This is a genomic window from Nonomuraea sp. NPDC051941 (assembly GCF_044593615.1).
In genome coordinates this window covers 159090-176989 of record NZ_JBIUCF010000027.1, presented here as the reverse complement: position 1 = coordinate 176989, position 17900 = coordinate 159090, and the positions used below count along the sequence as shown (strand labels likewise).

At 72.8% G+C, this 17900-nt stretch carries 19 protein-coding genes; 10 read left to right on the top strand and 9 right to left on the bottom strand.

All coding sequences use genetic code 11. The features are described from left to right. The 3 genes from ACIHFD_RS38100 to ACIHFD_RS38090 form a co-directional block, all read right to left on the bottom strand. Positions 1-288: hypothetical protein (locus tag ACIHFD_RS38100; RefSeq protein ID WP_364855578.1), on the bottom strand; the 288-nt coding region annotated here is incomplete at its 3' end. Between the two features lie 516 nt (positions 289-804). Continuing rightward, positions 805-1335 (bottom strand): 6-pyruvoyl trahydropterin synthase family protein, encoded by a 531-nt coding sequence (locus ACIHFD_RS38095; RefSeq protein WP_397371116.1) that lies wholly within the window; start codon positions 1333-1335, stop codon positions 805-807. Further along, complete coding sequence (locus ACIHFD_RS38090; RefSeq protein ID WP_397371115.1) at positions 1307-2047, bottom strand: 7-cyano-7-deazaguanine synthase; 741 nt, start codon at positions 2045-2047, stop codon at positions 1307-1309. Before ACIHFD_RS38090 ends, ACIHFD_RS38095 begins: the two co-directional genes overlap by 29 nt. A gap of 117 nt (positions 2048-2164) precedes the next feature. Here ACIHFD_RS38090 and ACIHFD_RS38085 point away from each other — a divergent pair, with 117 nt between their 5' ends. Then, positions 2165-3007 carry a TauD/TfdA dioxygenase family protein gene (locus ACIHFD_RS38085; protein ID WP_397371114.1) on the top strand — a complete coding sequence of 281 codons (843 nt, stop codon included), beginning with the start codon at positions 2165-2167 and terminating at the stop codon, positions 3005-3007. Between the two features lie 8 nt (positions 3008-3015). On the opposite strand, the gene ACIHFD_RS38080 is transcribed toward ACIHFD_RS38085, so the two are convergent. Further along, complete coding sequence (locus tag ACIHFD_RS38080; protein ID WP_397371113.1) at positions 3016-3900, bottom strand: helix-turn-helix transcriptional regulator; 885 nt, start codon at positions 3898-3900, stop codon at positions 3016-3018. Positions 3901-4023: 123 nt separating this feature from the next. Here ACIHFD_RS38080 and ACIHFD_RS38075 point away from each other — a divergent pair, with 123 nt between their 5' ends. The 5 genes from ACIHFD_RS38075 to ACIHFD_RS38055 all read left to right on the top strand — a co-directional run bounded on the left by ACIHFD_RS38075 (position 4024) and on the right by ACIHFD_RS38055 (position 9570). Continuing rightward, positions 4024-4914, top strand: coding sequence for a sensor histidine kinase (locus tag ACIHFD_RS38075; protein ID WP_397371112.1), 891 nt, complete (start codon positions 4024-4026; stop codon positions 4912-4914). An 11-nt stretch (positions 4915-4925) separates the two neighbouring features. Further along, positions 4926-5606 (top strand): response regulator transcription factor, encoded by a 681-nt coding sequence (locus tag ACIHFD_RS38070; protein ID WP_397371111.1) that lies wholly within the window; start codon positions 4926-4928, stop codon positions 5604-5606. Positions 5607-5711: 105 nt separating this feature from the next. After that, positions 5712-6764, top strand: a complete 1053-nt coding sequence (locus ACIHFD_RS38065; RefSeq protein WP_397371110.1) for an ABC transporter substrate-binding protein — start codon at positions 5712-5714, stop codon at positions 6762-6764. After that, a complete protein-coding gene (locus ACIHFD_RS38060) occupies positions 6761-8482 on the top strand; it encodes an ABC transporter permease (protein WP_397371109.1) in 1722 nt (573 codons plus the stop codon). The genes ACIHFD_RS38065 and ACIHFD_RS38060 overlap by 4 nt, the downstream gene beginning before the upstream one ends. Continuing rightward, entirely contained in the window at positions 8479-9570 is a 1092-nt protein-coding gene (locus ACIHFD_RS38055; RefSeq protein ID WP_397371108.1) for an ABC transporter ATP-binding protein, read from the top strand. The genes ACIHFD_RS38060 and ACIHFD_RS38055 overlap by 4 nt, the downstream gene beginning before the upstream one ends. On the opposite strand, the gene ACIHFD_RS38050 is transcribed toward ACIHFD_RS38055, so the two are convergent. The 5 genes from ACIHFD_RS38050 to ACIHFD_RS38030 form a co-directional block, all read right to left on the bottom strand. Then, positions 9565-10356: an SDR family oxidoreductase gene (locus tag ACIHFD_RS38050; protein ID WP_397371107.1), complete on the bottom strand. Its 792-nt coding sequence runs from the start codon at positions 10354-10356 to the stop codon at positions 9565-9567. The two genes, ACIHFD_RS38055 and ACIHFD_RS38050, sit on opposite strands and share 6 nt — an antisense overlap. A gap of 196 nt (positions 10357-10552) precedes the next feature. Further along, the gene (locus ACIHFD_RS38045; RefSeq protein ID WP_350741005.1) at positions 10553-10924 is read right to left on the bottom strand and encodes a hypothetical protein; all 372 of its coding nucleotides are present in this window, start codon (positions 10922-10924) and stop codon (positions 10553-10555) included. Between the two features lie 29 nt (positions 10925-10953). Then, positions 10954-11328, bottom strand: coding sequence for a roadblock/LC7 domain-containing protein (locus tag ACIHFD_RS38040; protein ID WP_397371106.1), 375 nt, complete (start codon positions 11326-11328; stop codon positions 10954-10956). A 29-nt stretch (positions 11329-11357) separates the two neighbouring features. Further along, the gene (locus ACIHFD_RS38035) at positions 11358-12278 is read right to left on the bottom strand and encodes a hypothetical protein (protein WP_397371105.1); all 921 of its coding nucleotides are present in this window, start codon (positions 12276-12278) and stop codon (positions 11358-11360) included. Positions 12279-12281: 3 nt separating this feature from the next. Next, positions 12282-12656, bottom strand: coding sequence for a roadblock/LC7 domain-containing protein (locus tag ACIHFD_RS38030; protein WP_319719198.1), 375 nt, complete (start codon positions 12654-12656; stop codon positions 12282-12284). Between the two features lie 360 nt (positions 12657-13016). Between ACIHFD_RS38030 and ACIHFD_RS38025 the strand changes: the two genes are divergently transcribed. The 4 genes from ACIHFD_RS38025 to ACIHFD_RS38010 are packed head-to-tail and all read left to right on the top strand — an operon-like array spanning position 13017 to position 17896. After that, positions 13017-13739, top strand: a complete 723-nt coding sequence (locus tag ACIHFD_RS38025; RefSeq protein WP_397371104.1) for a FadR/GntR family transcriptional regulator — start codon at positions 13017-13019, stop codon at positions 13737-13739. Between the two features lies 1 nt (position 13740). Next, complete coding sequence (locus ACIHFD_RS38020) at positions 13741-14544, top strand: SDR family oxidoreductase (RefSeq protein ID WP_397371102.1); 804 nt, start codon at positions 13741-13743, stop codon at positions 14542-14544. Then, the gene (locus tag ACIHFD_RS38015; protein ID WP_397371101.1) at positions 14545-15570 is read left to right on the top strand and encodes an alcohol dehydrogenase catalytic domain-containing protein; all 1026 of its coding nucleotides are present in this window, start codon (positions 14545-14547) and stop codon (positions 15568-15570) included. A 58-nt stretch (positions 15571-15628) separates the two neighbouring features. Beyond that, on the top strand, positions 15629-17896 hold the full coding sequence (locus ACIHFD_RS38010) for a glycoside hydrolase family 6 protein (RefSeq protein WP_397371100.1): 2268 nt from the start codon (positions 15629-15631) through the stop codon (positions 17894-17896). The last annotated feature ends 4 nt before the right edge of the window (positions 17897-17900 follow it).

The window sequence follows — 17900 nt, the reverse complement described above, 5'->3', positions numbered from 1 at the left end:
CTCGAATCGGTGGTCGCGGAACGACAAGGACATGGTCCCCGAGAAGTCCTCGATCGGACTGATCTCTTCGAAGATCTCTTCGAGGCCCGACTGAGCCGGGACGTCCTTGCGCCCGGCCTGGCGAGCCGCCTCTACCCGGGCCTTCCACCTCTCGTTTCCGAGCAGCCAGTCGAACGACTCGGTCTGCAGAGCGAGAAGGTCAGGAACTTCGAGGGGCTCCTGGATGCGCGCGAAAGACACGCGACGGGGACCAGCGGGTACGGCGGAGGCGTTGCGCGAGGCTGCCAACAGATGTCCTTCCGGGAGCTGACGGCGGGACTGAATGCGCGCATGCCGAGCGCCCGGCAGTCACCGGGACATGAGGCGTCGAAAGGCAGCGCGGAATGGCAGCATAAACCGAGAGGGACATGGATGGCAACATTTAATGTTGATGTCAACCTCTCTCCCGCCTTAGGATCGCACACCCTCCTAGTCGTCGTCAACTTCAACACCACGACTTCACCCACGCGGCCATCCCCCGGCCCCGCCGCCCCGACCTACGGGAGGCGCCCCTCGGCCGCAAGCCGCCACCCGGCTCCGACCCACGATGACCAGGCCGGACCCGGCGCCGGGAACCCACCGCACGCCCCACCACGGGACGCGGGCGCAGTCCGTCCCCGACCCCTGACCGCGACGACCGAGCCGAGCCCGGCGACCTTCGCCCAAGCGCGCAGGCCCACACACCCGGCGCCGTGCCACGGAGAGGGATGTGCGGGTCGCGGTGGACCTGACTGAAAGGACGGCGCCCGTGAGCCCACGCCGGGCTCAGCCGTGGCCGCCCGGACGAAGACGGCGGCGAACCGTGTCGGCGGCCGGCGGCCGGGTGGCGGGCCTCGCGCCGGCCCGCGGCCGGAACTCCGCGGCGTTGACGTGCGTCTCGGTCACCTTCACCCTGGCCACGGCGGCGCCCGCGGCGTGCGGCAGGCCGGCCAGCAGGCTCTGCGCGGCCCTGCCGAGCATCACCGCCACCGCCTCGACCGTGGGATACGGCAGATCCCTGGCGTACGGGTGCTCGCCGAACAGGTAGACCTTGCTGCCGTGAGCCACCAGGAGCGAGGCCAGCGGGTCGTCGATCCCCAGCATGGCGCCATGGTCGAGGTGCTCGTCGACGAAAGCCCGCAGGGCCTTCTTGAACGCGCCGAACTCCACCACGGTCTGCTCATCACTCAAGCAGGCCGCCCGCACGGTGACCGCGGCCCACCAGGAGTGGCCGTGCAGGTTCACGCACTTGCCCGCCAGGTGCGGGAGCCGGTGCGCGGTCTCGAAGTTATGCCGTACGCAGATCTGATGCGTCATCACTGGCCTCGCCTTCGTAGACGGTCGGGTCGGGCACTCCGCTCAGCGAGAAGGCGTCCCTGCGTGACACGCACGCCAGGCACACGCCGCAGTGGACCGGGCCGTCGAGGTAGCAGGTCCAGCTCCTGCCCATCGGCGCGTCCAGGCGCAGGCCGTAGGCGACGACGTCCTCCTTGAGCATGCCGAGGAAGGGCGTCTCGACACGGGGAAGGCGGAACCCGCGGCCGCCGAGGCGGATCGTCTCGCGGTAGGCGTCGAAGAAGTCGGGCCTGCCGTCGGGCATCGGATGGCCCTCCGGGGTGCGGTGGATGCCGAGCGCCACCACGTCGGAGCGGCGGGCCATCGCGACGGCCACGGCCATGTCGGCGATGAAGGCGTTGCGGTTGGGGATGGTGATGGAGCGCAGGGCGGCGCCGGTGGGCACGAGGGTCGGCACGTCCTGGGCCCGGTCGGTGAGCGAGCAGCCGGTCAGCAGGGGGCCGAGACCGGTGATCGTGATCGTGTGGTGCTCGGCCTCCAGGTGGGCCGCCACCTCCCGGGCGGCCGCCAGCTCCCGCGGGCCGTTGCGCTGGCCGTAGTCGAAGGAGATCAGCAGCAGGCGGTGGGTCGAGCGGTAGTGGGCGGCCAGCACCGTGGAGTCCAGCCCGCCGGAGAAGACCACCACGGCCGACGGCGGGACGACCTCGGGCGCGGAACTCATCGCACTCCTCACCGACCACGAAAGATTGCCGAACGTAACGCTATATCACTCTCCGTAAATGAGCTGCTGCGTGCGGGGGTATTGATCCGGCGAACGTACTACCGGAGACCACCGAAGGCAGGCGCGTCGATGTCCGTCTCACCCCCGTCCGATCCGACCATCGACGTCCGGCGGCAGGAGCCGTTCGGCGCGCGACTGCTGGGCGGCGGGGACGCCCGGCTCGCCGAGCTGCCGCCGGAGCGGCTCCTGGACCTGGTCGCCGAGCATCACCTGGTCGTCCTGCGGGGCTTCACGGGGGCCGCGACCGACGAGGAGTTCGAGGAGTTCGCCGGTGGGCTGGGCGAGCCGGTGGCGTGGAACGGCAGCCGGACGTTCTACGTGGAGGCGCACGCCGAGCCGGAGGATCACCTCTTCGAGACGGGGTTCATGCCGATCCACTGGGACGGCCTCTACATGAACGCCGGGAGCGCGCCCGACCTGCAGATCTTCCAGTGCCTGCGGGCCACCGACCCGGCCGTGGGCGGGGCGACGCTGTTCTGCGACACGACGCTGGTCCTGGCCGGCGCCGACCCGGGGACGCGGGCGTTGTGGGAGGGCCTGACGTTCCGCTACGAACGGCCCACCGCCGGCGGCGAGGTGGTGACGCGCGAGGTGCCGCTCGTCGTGCCCCATCCGCGTCTCGGCCATCCGACCCTGAGGTTCTCCGAGCCCGTTCCCGAGGACGTCGTCATCATCAACCCGACCACCACCACGCTGCCGCGCCCGCCGGCGGGCCACGACGCCGCGCGGATCATCGAGGGGATCCGCCGGGCGCTCTACGACCCCCGGCACATGTACGCCCACCGCTGGCAGGCCGGCGACGTCGTGATCGCCGACAACCAGACCCTGCTGCACACCCGCGAGCCGTACCCGGCGGGCGTGCCCAGGAAGCTCCGCCGGGTCACGACCCGGCTCGAGGCTCGGTTCTCATAATCCGTGGGTCACGGGTGGCGGTGGTCCGCGGCGGGCTTCGAGGCGTGCTCGGAGGCGGCCAGGTCCAGCAGGACCATCGCGTCGTACCCGGGCGTGCCGGGCTCGGCGTAGTAGGCGACCAGGCGGTGGCCGGGGGTGCCCTCCAGCTGCATGGACTGGTAGCCGAGGGTGAGATCGCCGACGTCCGGGTGGTGGAAGGTCTTACGGCCCTGGGTGTGCGCCCGCACGTCGTAACGCTCCCACAGGCGGGCGAACTCCGGGCTCTTGGACAGCAGTTCGTCCACCAGTTCGGCCAGGTCGGGGGCGTCCGGCTCGGTGCCGGCCAGCGCGCGCAGGCGGCCGACGCAGGCCCGGATCTGCTCGTCCCAGTCGTCGAACAGCTCCGGGGCGTCGGGGTGGAGGAAGACGTAGCGGACCACGTTGCGCTGCGCGACCGGCCACTTCTCCATCCCGGCGAACAGCCGCATCCCGCTCGGGTTGCAGGCGAGCACGTCCATGGTGCGGCTGACCACGTGCGCGGGGTTGGGCCGCAGGCTCTCCAGCAGCAGCTTGATCCCGGACTGCACCGACCTGCTGGGCGGGGACGACGGTTCGGGCGCGGGGCGGGCGGCGCACGCGGCGAGGTCCCGCAGGTGCTCGTGCTCGCGCTCGTCCAGCAGGAGGGCACGGGCGAGCGCGTCGACCACGGACGGGCTGGGCCGGGTCTCCTTGCCGCGCTCCAGGCGCGTGTAGTAGTCGATGCTGACCCCGGCCAGGGTGGCCAACTCCTCCCGGCGCAGCCCGGGCGTGCGCCGCAGGCCGGGACCGGCCGTGAGACCGGCCTCGGCGGGGGTCACCCGCGCGCGGTGGGCCCGCAGGAAGTTCCCCAGCTCACTGCCAGTTTTTGGTCCCATATCTCCCAGTGTGTCAGGCCCGGCGGGGCATTCCTGACACCCCGTCGGATCACCGCTTCCGCCATGGCGTACCGGTACGTCATCCTTTTCACGATGCCGCACGTTTCGGCGAGGGAGGCGTGGATGGGATGGAAGGAGTTGTCCGGCATCGCCAGGTCGCCGCGATTGCCCCTGCTGACCGGCGTGATCGGGGTCGCGGGCGCGGTGGCGGCGGTGCTGACCGGGACGTGGCCGGCGCCGGCGGCGCTCGCCGGGCTGCTCGGCGGCGCCGGGCTGGCGGTGGCCGCCATGCGGCGGGCGGCCGTGGCCCAGCAGGCCGAGCTGGCCAGGCTGGGCGAGCTGGTCGAGCGGCGGGCCGAGCAGGTGACGGCGCTCAGCCACGAGCTGCGTACGCCGCTCAGCATGATCAAGGGAGCGGCGGACCTGCTGGGAGAGGGCAGCCCCGGGCCGCTGACCTCGGATCAGCAGCGCTTCATCACCATCGTGGACCAGCAGTGCGCGCAGGTCATCGCGTTGTGCGAGAGCCTGCTCACCCAGGCCAAGATCGAGGCGGGGCTGTTCACGCCGCGGCTGGAGCAGGTGGACGTCTCGGTCGTGGCGCGCGACGTGGTCATCGCCATGCGCGCCCTGTGCGCCGAGCGCAAGCAGCACATCACTCTCGACACCCCGCAGGTCACGCCGCCTATCCAGGCCGACCCCATGCTGATCGTGCAGGCCCTGACCAACCTGCTGTCCAACGCCGGCCGGTTCACCACCGTGGGCGGCGGCATCGACGTGCGGGTGGCCGTCATCGACACGGGGATCGCGGTGTACGTCACGGACGACGGCGCGGGAATGACCAGGGAGCAGCGGCGGCGCCTGTTCCAGCGGTTCGTGACCGGCCGCCCGCTGGCCGACGGCACCGGGCTCGGCCTGGTCATCACCAAGACGATCATCGAGCTGCACGGCGGATCCATCATGGTGGACACCACGTCGATGCACGGCACCACCTTCCTGTTCACGCTGCCGGGCTAGGGAGAGCCTCCATGTCCACCGCACTCGTCGTCGACGACGAACCCCAGATGACCGCGATCATCGCCTTCGCGCTCACGACGCAGGGCTTCCACGTGATCGAGGCGCACGAGGGCGCGACCGCCATGCACCTGCTCCGTACCCACCACGTGGACCTGGTCGTGCTCGACGTGCTCATGCCGGCGCTCGACGGGCTCTCCCTCTGTGAGCTGATCAAGGCCAAGTTCCCCAATGTCGCGATCGTGCTGGTCACCGCGCTCTCCCGGCCCGAGGAGGTCATCGCCGGGCTGGAGCGGGGCGCGGACGACTACGTGACCAAGCCGTTCCACCCGAGGGAGCTCGTCCTGCGGGCGCGGGCCGTGCTGCGCCGCTACACCGGCCCCGCGCTGCTGCGGGTCGGCGACCTGGTCATCGACGCCGCCCGGCACACCGTCACGATCGGCGGGCGGCGGCTGACCCTGACGGACACCGAGTGCAGGCTGCTCGCCCATCTCGCCGCGCGGCGGGGCACCCCGCAGTCGTGGCAGGACCTGCTGCGGGAGGTGTGGGGCACCACCAACCTGACCGGCGGCCGGGACGTGGTCAAATCCACCGTCTACCGGCTGCGGTCGGCGCTGGAGGCGCTCGACGCCGCCTCGTACGTGCAGACGGTGCGCGGCGCCGGCTACATGATGCCCGACCAGCCCGATCGGTAGGTGACGGCGCCGTCACCAACGCTCACCGCGCTGTCACCGGCGGGGCCCGCCCCGCGGCCTAGCTTTGCGGCATGGCAACCCTTCAGCCGCTCCAGGAGGTCGACGATGGCTTCACCTCTTGCCCGCTCACGTCCGGTCCTGTCGATCGGCGCCGCCCTCGTGCTCGCCTGCTGCGGGTGCACGCGCGCCCCCGGAGCGGCGAGCGCCGACGCCGGGAAGGTGGTGGTCGCGTGCGGCGCCACCGAGGAGTGGTGCGCGGCGATGACCTCCGTCTTCACCTCCGAGACGGGGATCCCGGCGGAGTTCGTCCGCCTGTCCAGCGGTGAGGCCCTCGCCCGGATCAAGGCGGGGCGGGCCGATCCGGAGTTCGACGTCTGGCACGGCGGCCCGGCCGACGGGTACGCCGCGGCGGCCGACGACGGCCTCCTGCAGGACTACGTCTCGCCGAACGCGGCCGCCATCCCCGACCGGTACAAGGACCCCGACGGCACCTGGACCGGCGTGTACGTGGGCGTGCTCGGCTTCTGCGACAACACCGCGGTCCTCGCCGAGAAGCACGTGCAGGCGCCCACGTCGTGGGAGGACCTGCTGGACCCGGCGCTCAGGCAGAACGTCGGCATCGCGCACCCCTCCACGTCCGGCACCGCGTACACGGCGCTGTGGACGCAGGTGGAGCTGCACGGGGGCGCCGACGACGGGGCGCTGGCGTACATGAGGCGGCTGCACCCGAACGTGCTGCAGTACAGCAAGTCCGGCGCGGCGCCCGCGCAGCAGGCCGCCAGGGGCGAGGTCGGCGTGGGCGTCGTGTTCTCCCACGACTGCGTGGCCACGCGGGAGCAGGGCTTCACCGACCTGCAGGTCACGTTCCCGGCCGAGGGGACGGGCTACGAGGTGGGCGGCGTGGCGCTGCTCAAGGGGGCGCACAACGTGGCCGGCGCGAAGAAGTACATCGACTGGGCGCTGACGCCGGGGGCGCAGGAGGTCGGGCCGACCGTCCACTCGTACCAGGCGCCGACCAACCCGGCCGCGAAGCGGTCGGACAAGACCGCCGACCTGGCCGCGCTGAAGCTCATCGACTACGACAGCACCGCCGCGGGCGCCCGCAAGCTCGACCTGACCCGGCGCTTCGACGCCGAGATCGCGAAGGCCCCCAGATGAGCACACTCACCGACTCCCCGCACCCGCGGGCGCGGCGCAGGCGGCACCGCGAGACCAGCGTCGCGCTGGCGATCGCCGCCTGCGTCGTCCTCGTCCTCGTCGGCAGCGTCTTCCCGCTCGGCACGGTGCTCGCCTCGGCGCTGTCGGCCGAGGCGTGGCCGCGCTATGCCCGGTTCTTCACCTCGCCGGTCGACCTGCGGATCCTCTGGAACACGCTCGTCCTCGGCGTGCTGGTCGGCCTGTGCGGCACGGCGATCGGCTTCCTGTTCGCCTTCGTGCAGACCCGGCTGGACGTGCCGGGCAAGCGGGTGCTGCACCTCGTCGCGCTGATGCCGGTGGTGAGCCCGCCGTTCGCGGTGGCCACGGCCACGATCGTGCTGTTCGGCCGGCGCGGGATGGTGACGCACGACCTGCTGGGCGTCGAGTACGACGTCTACGGGCTGGACGGGCTGGTGTTCGTCCAGTCGCTGTCGCTGTTCCCCGTCGCCTACCTGGGGCTGCTCGGCATGATGCGCGGCCTCGATCCGGCCATGGAGGAGGCCGCGATGACCATGGGCGCGTCCCGGTGGCGCGTCTTCAGGACCGTCATTCTGCCGCTGCTCGCGCCGGGGCTGGCGGCGCCGTTCCTGCTGCTGTTCGTGGAGGCCGTCGCGGACCTGGCCAACCCGCTCGTCGTGAGCGGCGACTACACGGTGCTGGCCAGCCGTGCCTACCTGGCCGTGACCGGCGAGTACGACACCACGGGCGCGGCCGTCTACAGCCTGATCCTGCTGGTGCCGTCCGTGGGCGTGTTCGTGGCGCAGCGGTACTGGCTGGGCCGCAAGGTCCGCACCACGATCACCGGCAGGCCGTCCGGCAGCGTGCACCCGGTCACGAGCTGGGTGCGCTGGCCCGTCCTCGCCCTGGCGGTGCTGGTCGCGCTGGTCATCGTCAGCCTCTACGGCACCATGGTGGCCGGCGGGGTCACGCGGGTGTTCGGCGTGGACAACGCGCTCACGTTTACGCACCTGCGCGAGGTGCTGCTCGGCGTGGGCCAGGAGGCGCTGAAGGACACGACCCTGCTGGCGGCGATCGCCACCCCGGTCGCCGGAGGGTTCGGGCTGCTCATCGCCTGGCTCGCGGTGCGGCAGCTGGCGCGGACGGGCGGCTGGCTGGACTTCGCCGGGACGCTCGGCGTGGCCGTGCCGGGTACGGTGCTCGGCATCGGCTACGTGCTGGCCTACCGGCCCGCCCGGTACGCCGGCGACCTGCTGGTCCTGCCCGGCTTGGTGGGCGGCAGCGCGGTGGCGGGCGGGGCGCTGGCGATCGTGCTGGCGTACGTCGTCCGTTCCGTCCCGGCCGGGCTGCGTACGGGCACGGCGGCGCTTTCGCAGCTGCACCCGAGCCTGGAGGAGGCGTCGAGGAACCTCGGCGCCGGCCCGCTGCGGACCTTCCGCAAGGTCACGCTGCCGCTGATCCGCCCGGCGCTGCTCACCGGGCTCAGCTACGGCTTCGCGCGCTGCATGACCTCCGTCTCGACGATCATCCTGCTCGTCACCCCGGGCACGCACATCATCACCTCGCAGATCCTCAGCGCCGCCAACACCGGCCGCTACGGGGTCGCGTTCGCCTACTGCACGGTGCTGACCGCGATCGTGCTGGCCGGCTTCGGGGTCATCCGGCTGCTCGTCGGGCGCTCCGCGACACTCCACCGCTCCCCCGGAAGGCAGGAACGATGACGGACGAGACTCGCAGGGGGCGCCTCCACCTGGACAAACTGACCAAGGCGTTCCTGGGCCGCGCCGGCGCCCCCGTCGTCGCGGTCGACACGATCACGCTCGACGTGGCGCCCGGCGAGTTCATCACGCTGCTCGGGCCCTCCGGCTGCGGCAAGACCACGACGCTGCGCATCGTGGCCGGGCTGGAGGAGGCGTCGAGCGGGCACGTGCGGCTGGACGGCGAGGTCATCGACGGGCTGCCGCCGCAGCGCCGCCCGATGGCCATGGTGTTCCAGAGCTACGCCCTGTTCCCGCACCTCACCGTGGGCGAGAACATCGCCTACGGCCTGCGTACCCAGCACCGGGCCAAGGACGAGACCGACACCGCCCTCCAGATCGCCCTCACCAGCATGAACCTCGTCGGCCTGGAGAACCGTGCCCCGCACGAGCTGTCCGGCGGCCAGCAGCAGCGCGTCGCCCTGGCCCGCGCGCTCGTCGTACAGCCCGAGGTGCTGCTGTTCGACGAGCCGCTGTCGAACCTGGACGCCAAGCTGCGCGGCGCCATGCGCGCCGAGATCCGCCGCATCCAGCGCCGGCTCGGCATCACCAGCCTGTACGTCACCCACGACCAGGACGAGGCGATGACCATGTCGGACCGCGTCGTGGTGATGAACAGGGGCCGGATCGAGCAGGCGGCCACCCCCGCCGACATCTACTTCCGGCCGGCGACCGTGTTCGTGGCGGACTTCATCGGCCGGGCCAACTTCGTCGAGGTCGTGCCCGAGCGGATGGCCGCGGGCGGCGCGGTCGTCACGGCCCTGGGGCGGACCATGACGGTGGCGGCCCACCCCGACGTGCAGGTGAACGCCGCCGCCTACCTCATGGTCCGGCCGGAGACGCTGTCGCTCCGCCCGGCCGCCGAGGGCGGGACCGGCTCGGTGCTGCGGGCCGCCTTCCACGGGCACAGCGTGGACTACGAGGTGGAGACCGCCTCGGGCACCCTGCTGGTGACCGTGCCGGGGCCGGATCCGCAGGGCCTGCTGGCCGAGGGCACGAACGTGACCGTCGCGATCGACCCCGGCCGCGCCTATGTCCTCACCAAGTCATGACAGGTCGGGCAGCCCCAGGTCGAGGTTGGGCCGGTCGATCCCGCCGTCCACTTCGAGCACCTTGCCCGTCACGTACCGGGCGGCCGGGGAGACCAGGTAGAGCACGGCGGCCGCCACGTCCTCCGGTTCGCCGATCCGCCGCAGCGGCGTGGCCTGCTCCATCTGGGCGCGCAGCCCTTCGTCGTTCATGACGATGTCGAGCGCGGAGGTGGCGACCGCGCCGACGGCGACCGCGTTGACCCGGACGGCGGGGGCCAGGTCGAGCGCGGCCAGCCGGGTGTAGTGCGCCAGGGCCGCCTTGGCGGTGCCGTAGGCCAGGTAGCCGCGGCCCGCCACGCGGCCCACGGCGGAGGAGACGTTCACGACCGCGCCGCCGCCCGCCTTCAGCAGGTGCGGGACGGCGGCCCTGGTCAGCTCGTGCGCCACGCCGACGTTGAACTGGAACGCGTTCTCGAGATGCTTCCGTTTCGTGTCGAGGAAGGCGCGGGGCATCGCACCGCCCACGTTGTTGACGACCACGTCCAGGCGGCCGAACGCGGCCGCGGCCCGCTCCGCGAGCTCCTCCGCGGCGCCCGGGAGCGTCAGGTCGGCGGGGACGACCAGGACCCGTCTCCCCGCCTGTTTCACCTGCTCGGCGATGGCGTGGAGCTGGTCCTCTGTGCGGGCGCAGATCGCGACGTCGGCGCCGGCCTGGGCGAGGGCGACGGCGGTGGCCGCGCCGATGCCCCGACCCGCGCCGGTGACCACGGCCGCGACGCCGCCGATCTGGAAGCGGTCCAGGATCATGCACTCAGCCTAAAGACGAACTGCAACCCGTTTCAATACGGCATCCGGCTGCGGCTCGCGACCGCCGCCGCCACCCTCGTCTCGGTCCGTACGACCGACCTCCCCCTCACCGGCCGCGGCGCGGTGGGGCGGCGCGGTGGAGAGGAAGGGTGGGTGGCCCGCGGTTGAGCGGGGGCGGGCCACCCGAGGGCCGGGGTCAGACCTCCAGTTTCTCCTCGATGCCCCGGAGCTGGTGCCGGGACATGGCCAGGTTGGCGCGCCCACGGTCGAGCGCCAGGTAGAGGAACAGCCCCTTCCCCCCGCGCCCCGTGATCGGCCGGATGATGTGGTACTGGCCGCCGAGCGTGATGAGGATGTCCTCGATGCTGTCCTTGAGACCGAGCGAGTCCATCGTGCGGAGCTTGGCCTTGACCACCTCCGTGTTGCCCGCGGCGGCGACCTGCAGGTCCAGGTCCTTGGAGCCGCCGAGGGTGCCCAGCGCCATGCCGCTCCCGTGATCGACGATCGCCGCACCGATGGCGCCGTCGATCGTCATCATCTCCTTGAGCGAGACGTCCATGCTGGCCATTGTTCTCTCCCTTTCTGCCAGGGGACGGTTCAGTGCTTACGTGCTGCGACGGCGGCCACTCCGGCGGCCGTCTTCCTGCCCTCCAGCCGCAGCAGCCCGACGTTCGCGCCGGGCTTGGCCAGGACTGTGAGGACGATGGTGGGGCCGGCGGCGTAGAAGGCCACGAAGCCGGCGGTGCCCGAGATGAGCGTTTCCTCAAGAGCGCCGTGGCCGGTCATGGTCAGCATCCGCCTGCTCATCGCGAGCAGCGCCGCCGACAGCGCCGCGGTCTGCTCGCCGCGGTCTCCTTCGAGGTCGCAGGCGATCTGTATGCCGTCCACGGTGCAGGCGACGCTTCCGCTCACGTCCGGTGTGCGCTCGCGCAGGAGCGTCATTTCCTCCAGAACCTCTTTCCGCAGCTCCACCGGTGGCCTCCTCCTGAGTACGGGGAACCTCACGCCAGCTCCTCGAGCGCCTTCTTGAGCCGCATCAGCAGCGCCAGATCGGTCGGGTCTCCCGTCACGGGCGGGCCGAGCGGCTGGGCCACCGCCCCGGGATCGTGGGGCGGCCGCTCGTAGGGGTGCCGCGCTCGCTTCGGCAGCCAGGCTCCAGGCGCTTCACCACCGTCGGCGACCTCATCGGGCTCGGTGGCCCCGGCGGTCCCGGCGGGCTCGGCGGGCCCGGCGGGCTCGGCATGCCTGGGCCGCTTGTCGGCGGGAGCGGCCCGGCCCGGGTCGGGTGGGGTGAGCAGGCCCGCGGCCGCCAGCCTCCTGACCGCCAGCAGCACCGCGTAGCCCGATCGCCCGAGCTGCTTGGCCAGCTCCAGCGGCGTGGCCTTGTGGTCGGCGCCGACGATCACCTCCCACTGGACCCGGGTCAGCGTCACCCCGTGGCCGGGCAACCACGGCACCGGCCGTACCGGCAGCGTGTCCACCTCCGCGGACGGCCAGACGTCGGCGAGGTGCGCCCGCCGCCGCGCGCACTCCCGCACCAGCCCCGCCACCTCGAAGAACCACTGCCCGCCCAGCCAGTGCCGCTCCCCCGGCCGGAACTTGGGCCGCGTCCCGCTGATCGGCAGCAGGAAGAAGGCCGCGTCGAGAACCGCGCCCAGCACCGCGAACTGCAGCTCGCCGGGCGTGAGCGGCCCCTCCTCCAGGAGCCGCGCGCAGCCGCCGTCCGCCTGGAGCCCGCGCAGCGCCGCCTCCGTCATCCGGCCCCGGGCCGTGAGCAGGCGCTCGACGCCCGGGGTCTGGGCGCACTCCATGTACGTCACTCGCCCGTCGTGGAGGAAGATCGTGCCGTTCCTCCCGAGCCGGAGCGCGCCCGTCGAACGCTCGTGCGCCAGCCCGGCCAGGAGTGCGTCGAGCCTGGTCATGACTCACGTCGTCAGCTGGCTGGAGACCGACCGCAGGCGGTGGCGCGCCAGGGCCAGGTTGGATCGTTCCAGGTCAAGGCGTACGTAGATGACCAGCGGCCCCTCGAAGACCGTCTCCAGCGGCCTGAGCAGATGGTGCCCCTTGTCCGTCGTGACGAGCATGTCGTCGATGCGGACGACCTCGCCCGGGCACGCGCGGGCGAGGCCGTCGGTCGTGGCCCGCAGCGCCTCGGTCAACGCGGCGGCCGACCGGTCGGCGTCCACGCCCGAGGCACTGCTGAAGGCCACCGCCATGCCGCTGGTGTGGTCGAGCAGCATGGCGTCCAGCGCCCCCGGTATGGACATGACCTCCGCCAGGCAGGTGTCGATTCCGAGCACGTGATCCCCCTCGCCGTAAGTGGAACGGGGACAGCGTAGGGGGGTTATGAATCGCACTGAAGTGGCCCATAGACCTGCGGTTACGCTTTTATGTGGCCAAGGCAGAGAAAACCAATACCCATACACATAGTTCTGATATTTGCGAGTATTTCTCGTAACGAATCCGCTGTTCAGCTCCGGCGGCCCCGGGCCGTGACCGACACGGCGGCGAACTTCGCCCGGCCGGTCCCCGTGCTGGCCTGCAAGCCGAGACCGCGTAGTCCAGCGCGTCGATCCGCACGTTGCCCTGCAGCGCCTGCGGCGGGGATCCCCACCAAAGCCGTTATATAGTGTGTTTAATCATACTTACAGGGGGCTCCGATGGTCGAAAGCGCCCGGCCGGGTGGCCTGCACGCGCAGCTCGTTCACGCGCTCGGACGCCGGATCGCCCACGGTGACTTCCCCGTGGGCGGCATCGTCTCCCCCGAGCGCGTCGAGTCCGAGTACGAGGTGTCCCGGACGGTCGTGCGCGAGGCGCTGCGCTCGCTGGAGGTGCTCGGCATGGTCCGCCCGCGCCACAAGGTCGGCACCACCGTCCAGCCCCAGGAGAGCTGGGCGCTGCTCAACCCGCAGGTCATCGCCTGGCGGGCGGACGGCCCCGACGCCGACACCCAGCTCGGCGAGCTGCTGACGCTGCGGGAGGCCCTGGAGCCCGCCGCCGCCAGGATCGCGGCGCTGGGCGCCCGGCAGGCCCTCGTGGACACGCTCCGCGAGCACCTCCGGGACATGCGGGACGCCTACGAAAGCCGCAGCCGCTCCGCGTTCGTGTCGGCCGACACCGGCTTCCACCGCACGGTCCTGCGGGGCGCGGACAACGCGGTCCTGAGCCAGCTCGTGCAGACCCTCATCGCCACCCTGCACGCCCGCTACTCCGACCGCCGCCAGTTCTTCACCGCCGACACCGCCGCCTCGCTGGACCGGCACGAGCAGGTCGTCGAGGCCATCGCGGCCATGGACCCGGCGGCGGCGGAGGTCGCGGCCGCGTCGCTCGTCCGCGCGTCACGCGTCGAGGTTCTCGGATCCGCACCTGCAAGGGAGAGCTGACGTGCCCCTCCAGACCGCTCCAGGAGTTCCGGCGTTCGACCTGACAGGCAGGCTCGCCCTGGTCACCGGCTCGGGTCGCGGCATCGGGCATGCCATCGCGCGCGGCTACGCGCTGTCGGGGGCGCGCGTCGTGCTGAACGGCCGCGACCCGGCGCGCCTCGAGGCGGCGGCCGCGGCCCTGCGCGAGGAGCTCGCGCCCGGCCGTCCGCCCGGCGACGTGCAGGTCCACGCGTTCGACGTCAGCGACCCGGCGCAGGTCGAGCAGGCCTGCGAGGCCGTCGTCACCGCGTACGGCTGCCCGGACATCCTCGTCAACAACGCCGGCGTGCAGATCCGCGGCCCCCTGACCGAGATCCCGGTCGACGACTGGAAACGCGTGGTCGACGTCAACCTCACCAGCGGCTTCCTCGTCGGCCGCGCCTTCGCGCGCCACATGCTCCCCCGGGGCAGCGGGAAGATCATCAACATCTGCTCGGTCCAGAACCACCTGGTGCGCGCCACCACCGCTCCCTACGCGGCCGCGAAGAGCGGGCTCGGCGGGCTCACCCGGGCGATGTGCGCCGAATGGGCGTCCGCCGGCATCCAGGTCAACGGCCTGGCCCCCGGCTACATCGACACCGACCTGAACGCGTCCCTGGTCGCCGACCCCGACTTCAGCCGCTGGATCACGCGGCGCACGCCCGCGGGGCGCTGGGGCCGCGTCGAGGACATCGTCGGCCCCGCGATCTGGCTCGCCTCACCGGCGTCCGACTTCGTCAACGGCCAGGTCATCTACGTCGACGGCGGAATGACGGCGGTGATCTGAATGGACGCGAAGGCCCTCGTCGTCACCGGCCCCGGGCACCTGACGGTCGAGACCCGGACCACCCCGGCGCCGCGGCCGCACGAAGCCGTCGTCACGGTCGTCTACGGCGGCATCTGCGGCTCCGACCTGCACTACTACAGGAGCGGGCGAGTGGGCGAGTCCGTCCTGCGCTCCCCCATGGTCCTGGGGCACGAGGTGGTCGGGGTCGTCGCCGAGCCCGCCGCCGACGGCTCGGGACCGCCGGCGGGCGGCCGCGTCGCCGTGCACCCCGCCCAGGTGTGCGGCCGCTGCGGCCACTGCCTGCGCGACGAGCAGAACCTCTGCGCGGAGCTGCGCTATCTCGGCAGCGCCGCCCGGTTGCCGCACACGGACGGCGGGTTCGCCGAGCGCCTCGTCGTGCCCGCGAGCCGCCTCGTGCCGATCCCCGACGGGCTCGACCTGCGGACGGCGGCGCTGGCCGAGCCCGCCTCGGTGGCGCTCCACGGCCTGCGCCGGCCGGGCTCCGGCGTCGAGGGCCGCGACGTGCTGGTGATCGGCGCGGGACCCATCGGCCTGCTCTCCGCCGCCCTGGCCGCCTGCGCGGGGGCGGCCACGGTCACGGCGACCGACGTGTTCGGCGAACCCCTCCGGCTGGCGCTCCAGGTGGGCGCGACCCACGTCGTCCGCGCGGACCTCGGCGAGCCGATCCCCGCCGCCGACGTCGCGATCGAGTCCTCCGGCTCCCAGGCCGGGCTCGTCTCCGCCCTGGAGGCGCTGCGCCCCGGCGGAACCCTCGTCAACGTGGGGCACCTGCCCCCGGGCGGGGTCACCGCGCCGCTGCACCTCGCGGTCACCCGCGAGCTGACCCTGATGGGGTCGAGCCGCTTCTACCACGAGATGCCGGCCGCGTTGTCGATCATGGGCGAGGACGCCGGGCGGTTCGCGCCCATTGTCACGTCCGTCTTCGGGCTCGGCGCGGCGGTGGCGGCGTTCGAGGAGGCGGCCGACGCCCGGCGGTCGAGCAAGGTCCTGCTCGCGTTCAGCTGAACCCCGGTGCCGCCCCGGCCGTACCTCCTGTCGACTGTCGGGTCGGGATGGGCGGGCGATGGCGAACGGCACCAAACACGGCGAGACGGTGGACGGGCGGACCGGCGACGACCCGCGGCGGATCGGCGGCCACCGCATCGTGCGCCGGCTCGGCTCCGGCGGGATGGGCGTCGTCTACCTCGCGAAGAGCCGTTCGCGGCGGCTCGTGGCGATCAAGGTCATCCATCGGCACCTCGCCGGCGACCCGGAGTTCCGGCGGCGCTTCCGCCGCGAGGTCGCGACCATGCAGCGGGTCGCGCCCTTCTCGACGGCTCCCGTGCTCACGGCCGACCTGGACGGCGAGACGGCGTACGTCGTCACCGAGTACGTTCCGGGACCGACGCTGTTCCGCGCGGTCGTCGAGCGGGGCCCGATGTCGGGCTCGGAGCTCGAAGGTCTGGCCATGAGCACGGCGGTGGCGCTGTGGGCCATCCACGCGGCCGGCGTCGTCCACCGTGACCTCAAGCCGTCGAACGTGCTGCTGTCCCCCATGGGCCCGAAGGTCATCGATTTCGGCCTCGCCTTCGTCTCCGACTCCACGACCCTCTCCGTCACCAGGATGGGCACGCCGGCGTACATGTCGCCCGAGCAGGTGCGCGGGCTGGCGTCGCCGGCCTCCGACGTCTTCGCCTGGGGCGGTGTCATGGCCTTCGCCGCGAGCGGGCGGCCGCCGTTCGGCTCGGGGGCGGGTCACGACGTGCTCTACCGCGTGGTCCACGAGGAGCCCGTGCTCCCCGAGCTGGGCGGCGTGGTCGGCCGGCTGGTGGCGCGGGCGCTGAGCAAGGACCCGGCGGCCCGCCCGACGGCCGCCGAACTCGTGGACGCGCTCGGCGGGGGCGCGACGATCCGCCTCTCACCCGACCTCGTCCCGGTCGGACCCCCTCCACGACGCCGGGCGAGCGGCCGGTTCCCGTACGAACCCAGGGTGCCGAGCCCGGCCGCCACCGCCTCGGGCCGGAGCCACGCCGTCCCCGAGCAAGGTCACGCCGCCGCGGAGAAGGGCCGCACCACGCCGGACCGGAGCCACGCCGCCCCGGCGCACCGGGGACGGGGAACGTCCAGGCGCTGGGCGTGGACCGGCGGCACGGTGGCCGCGCTCGCCGTGGCGACGGCGGGCGCGTACCTGCTCCCCAGCCTGTTCCCCGGCCTGCCCGCCGTGACCCCGGCGGTGAACCCGGCGGTGAACCCCGCCGTCGCGAAAGAGGCGGGCACGCTGTGGCGGGAGCTCCCCGGCGAGAACCCGCTGCGCGCGGACGGCGTGCGGTTCTACGTGCAGCCGGACACCGACGCGGCCCGGCAGTCCCGGACCTGGTCGGCGCAGGGCAGGACGGCCGACGCCGCCCTCATGCGGGCGCTGTCGCAGGTCCCCCAGGCGATCTGGCTCGCCGGCGGCTCCCCCGCCGACGTCTCCCGCACCGCACGCGAGGCGGTCGCCCAGGCCGAACGCCGGCGGACCGTCCCGGTGTTCGTCACCAACAACATCCCGGGACGTGACTGCTGGAACGGCGGCGCCCCCGACACCGCGGGCTACCGGGCGTGGATCGACGCGGTGGCCGAGGGCATCGGGAACCGGCCCGCGGTCGTCGCCCTGGAGCCCAGCGGCCTGGCGCGCATGCCCGGCAGCCCCGAGTGCCCGCAGGGCGGGGAGTCCGCCGCCGTCCAGCGGTACGCCGATCTGTCCTACGCCGTGGAGACCCTGACCGGCCTGGCCCGCACCGCCGTCTACCTCGACGGCGGGCTGGCGGGCTGGCCCGCGTTCCCGCAGATCGCCGACCGGCTGGTCAACGCGGGGGCGGTGCGCGCCGACGGCTTCTACGTCAACGCCGTCGGCTACCGGCCGACGGCGCGATCGCTCACATACGCGGCGAAGCTGTCCAGGTGCGTCTACCTGAGGGCGGCGTCGCGGAGCGCCTCGTGCGCCGACGCGGCCCTGGCCGCCGTGCCGGACGACGCGCCCGGCCTGCCGCACTTCGTCGTCGACACGAGCCGGAACGGGGCCGGCGAGTGGCAACCGCCCGCCGGGCGATTCCCAGTTCCGGACGAATGGTGCAATCCCCCCGGAAGAGGCGCGGGCGCCCGGCCGTCCGCCGGCACCGGGAAGCCGCTGGCCGACGCGTTCCTCTGGCTCAACAGCCCGGGATTCTCCAATGGCCAGTGCACCCGGGGCACCCCGGGACCGGCCGACCCGGTGTACGGCGTCGTCACCCCGGCCTCCGGCCAGTGGTGGCCCGATCAGGCCCTCGAACGGGCGCGCAACGCCGTCCCGCCACTCACGCCGGCCCCCTGAACCC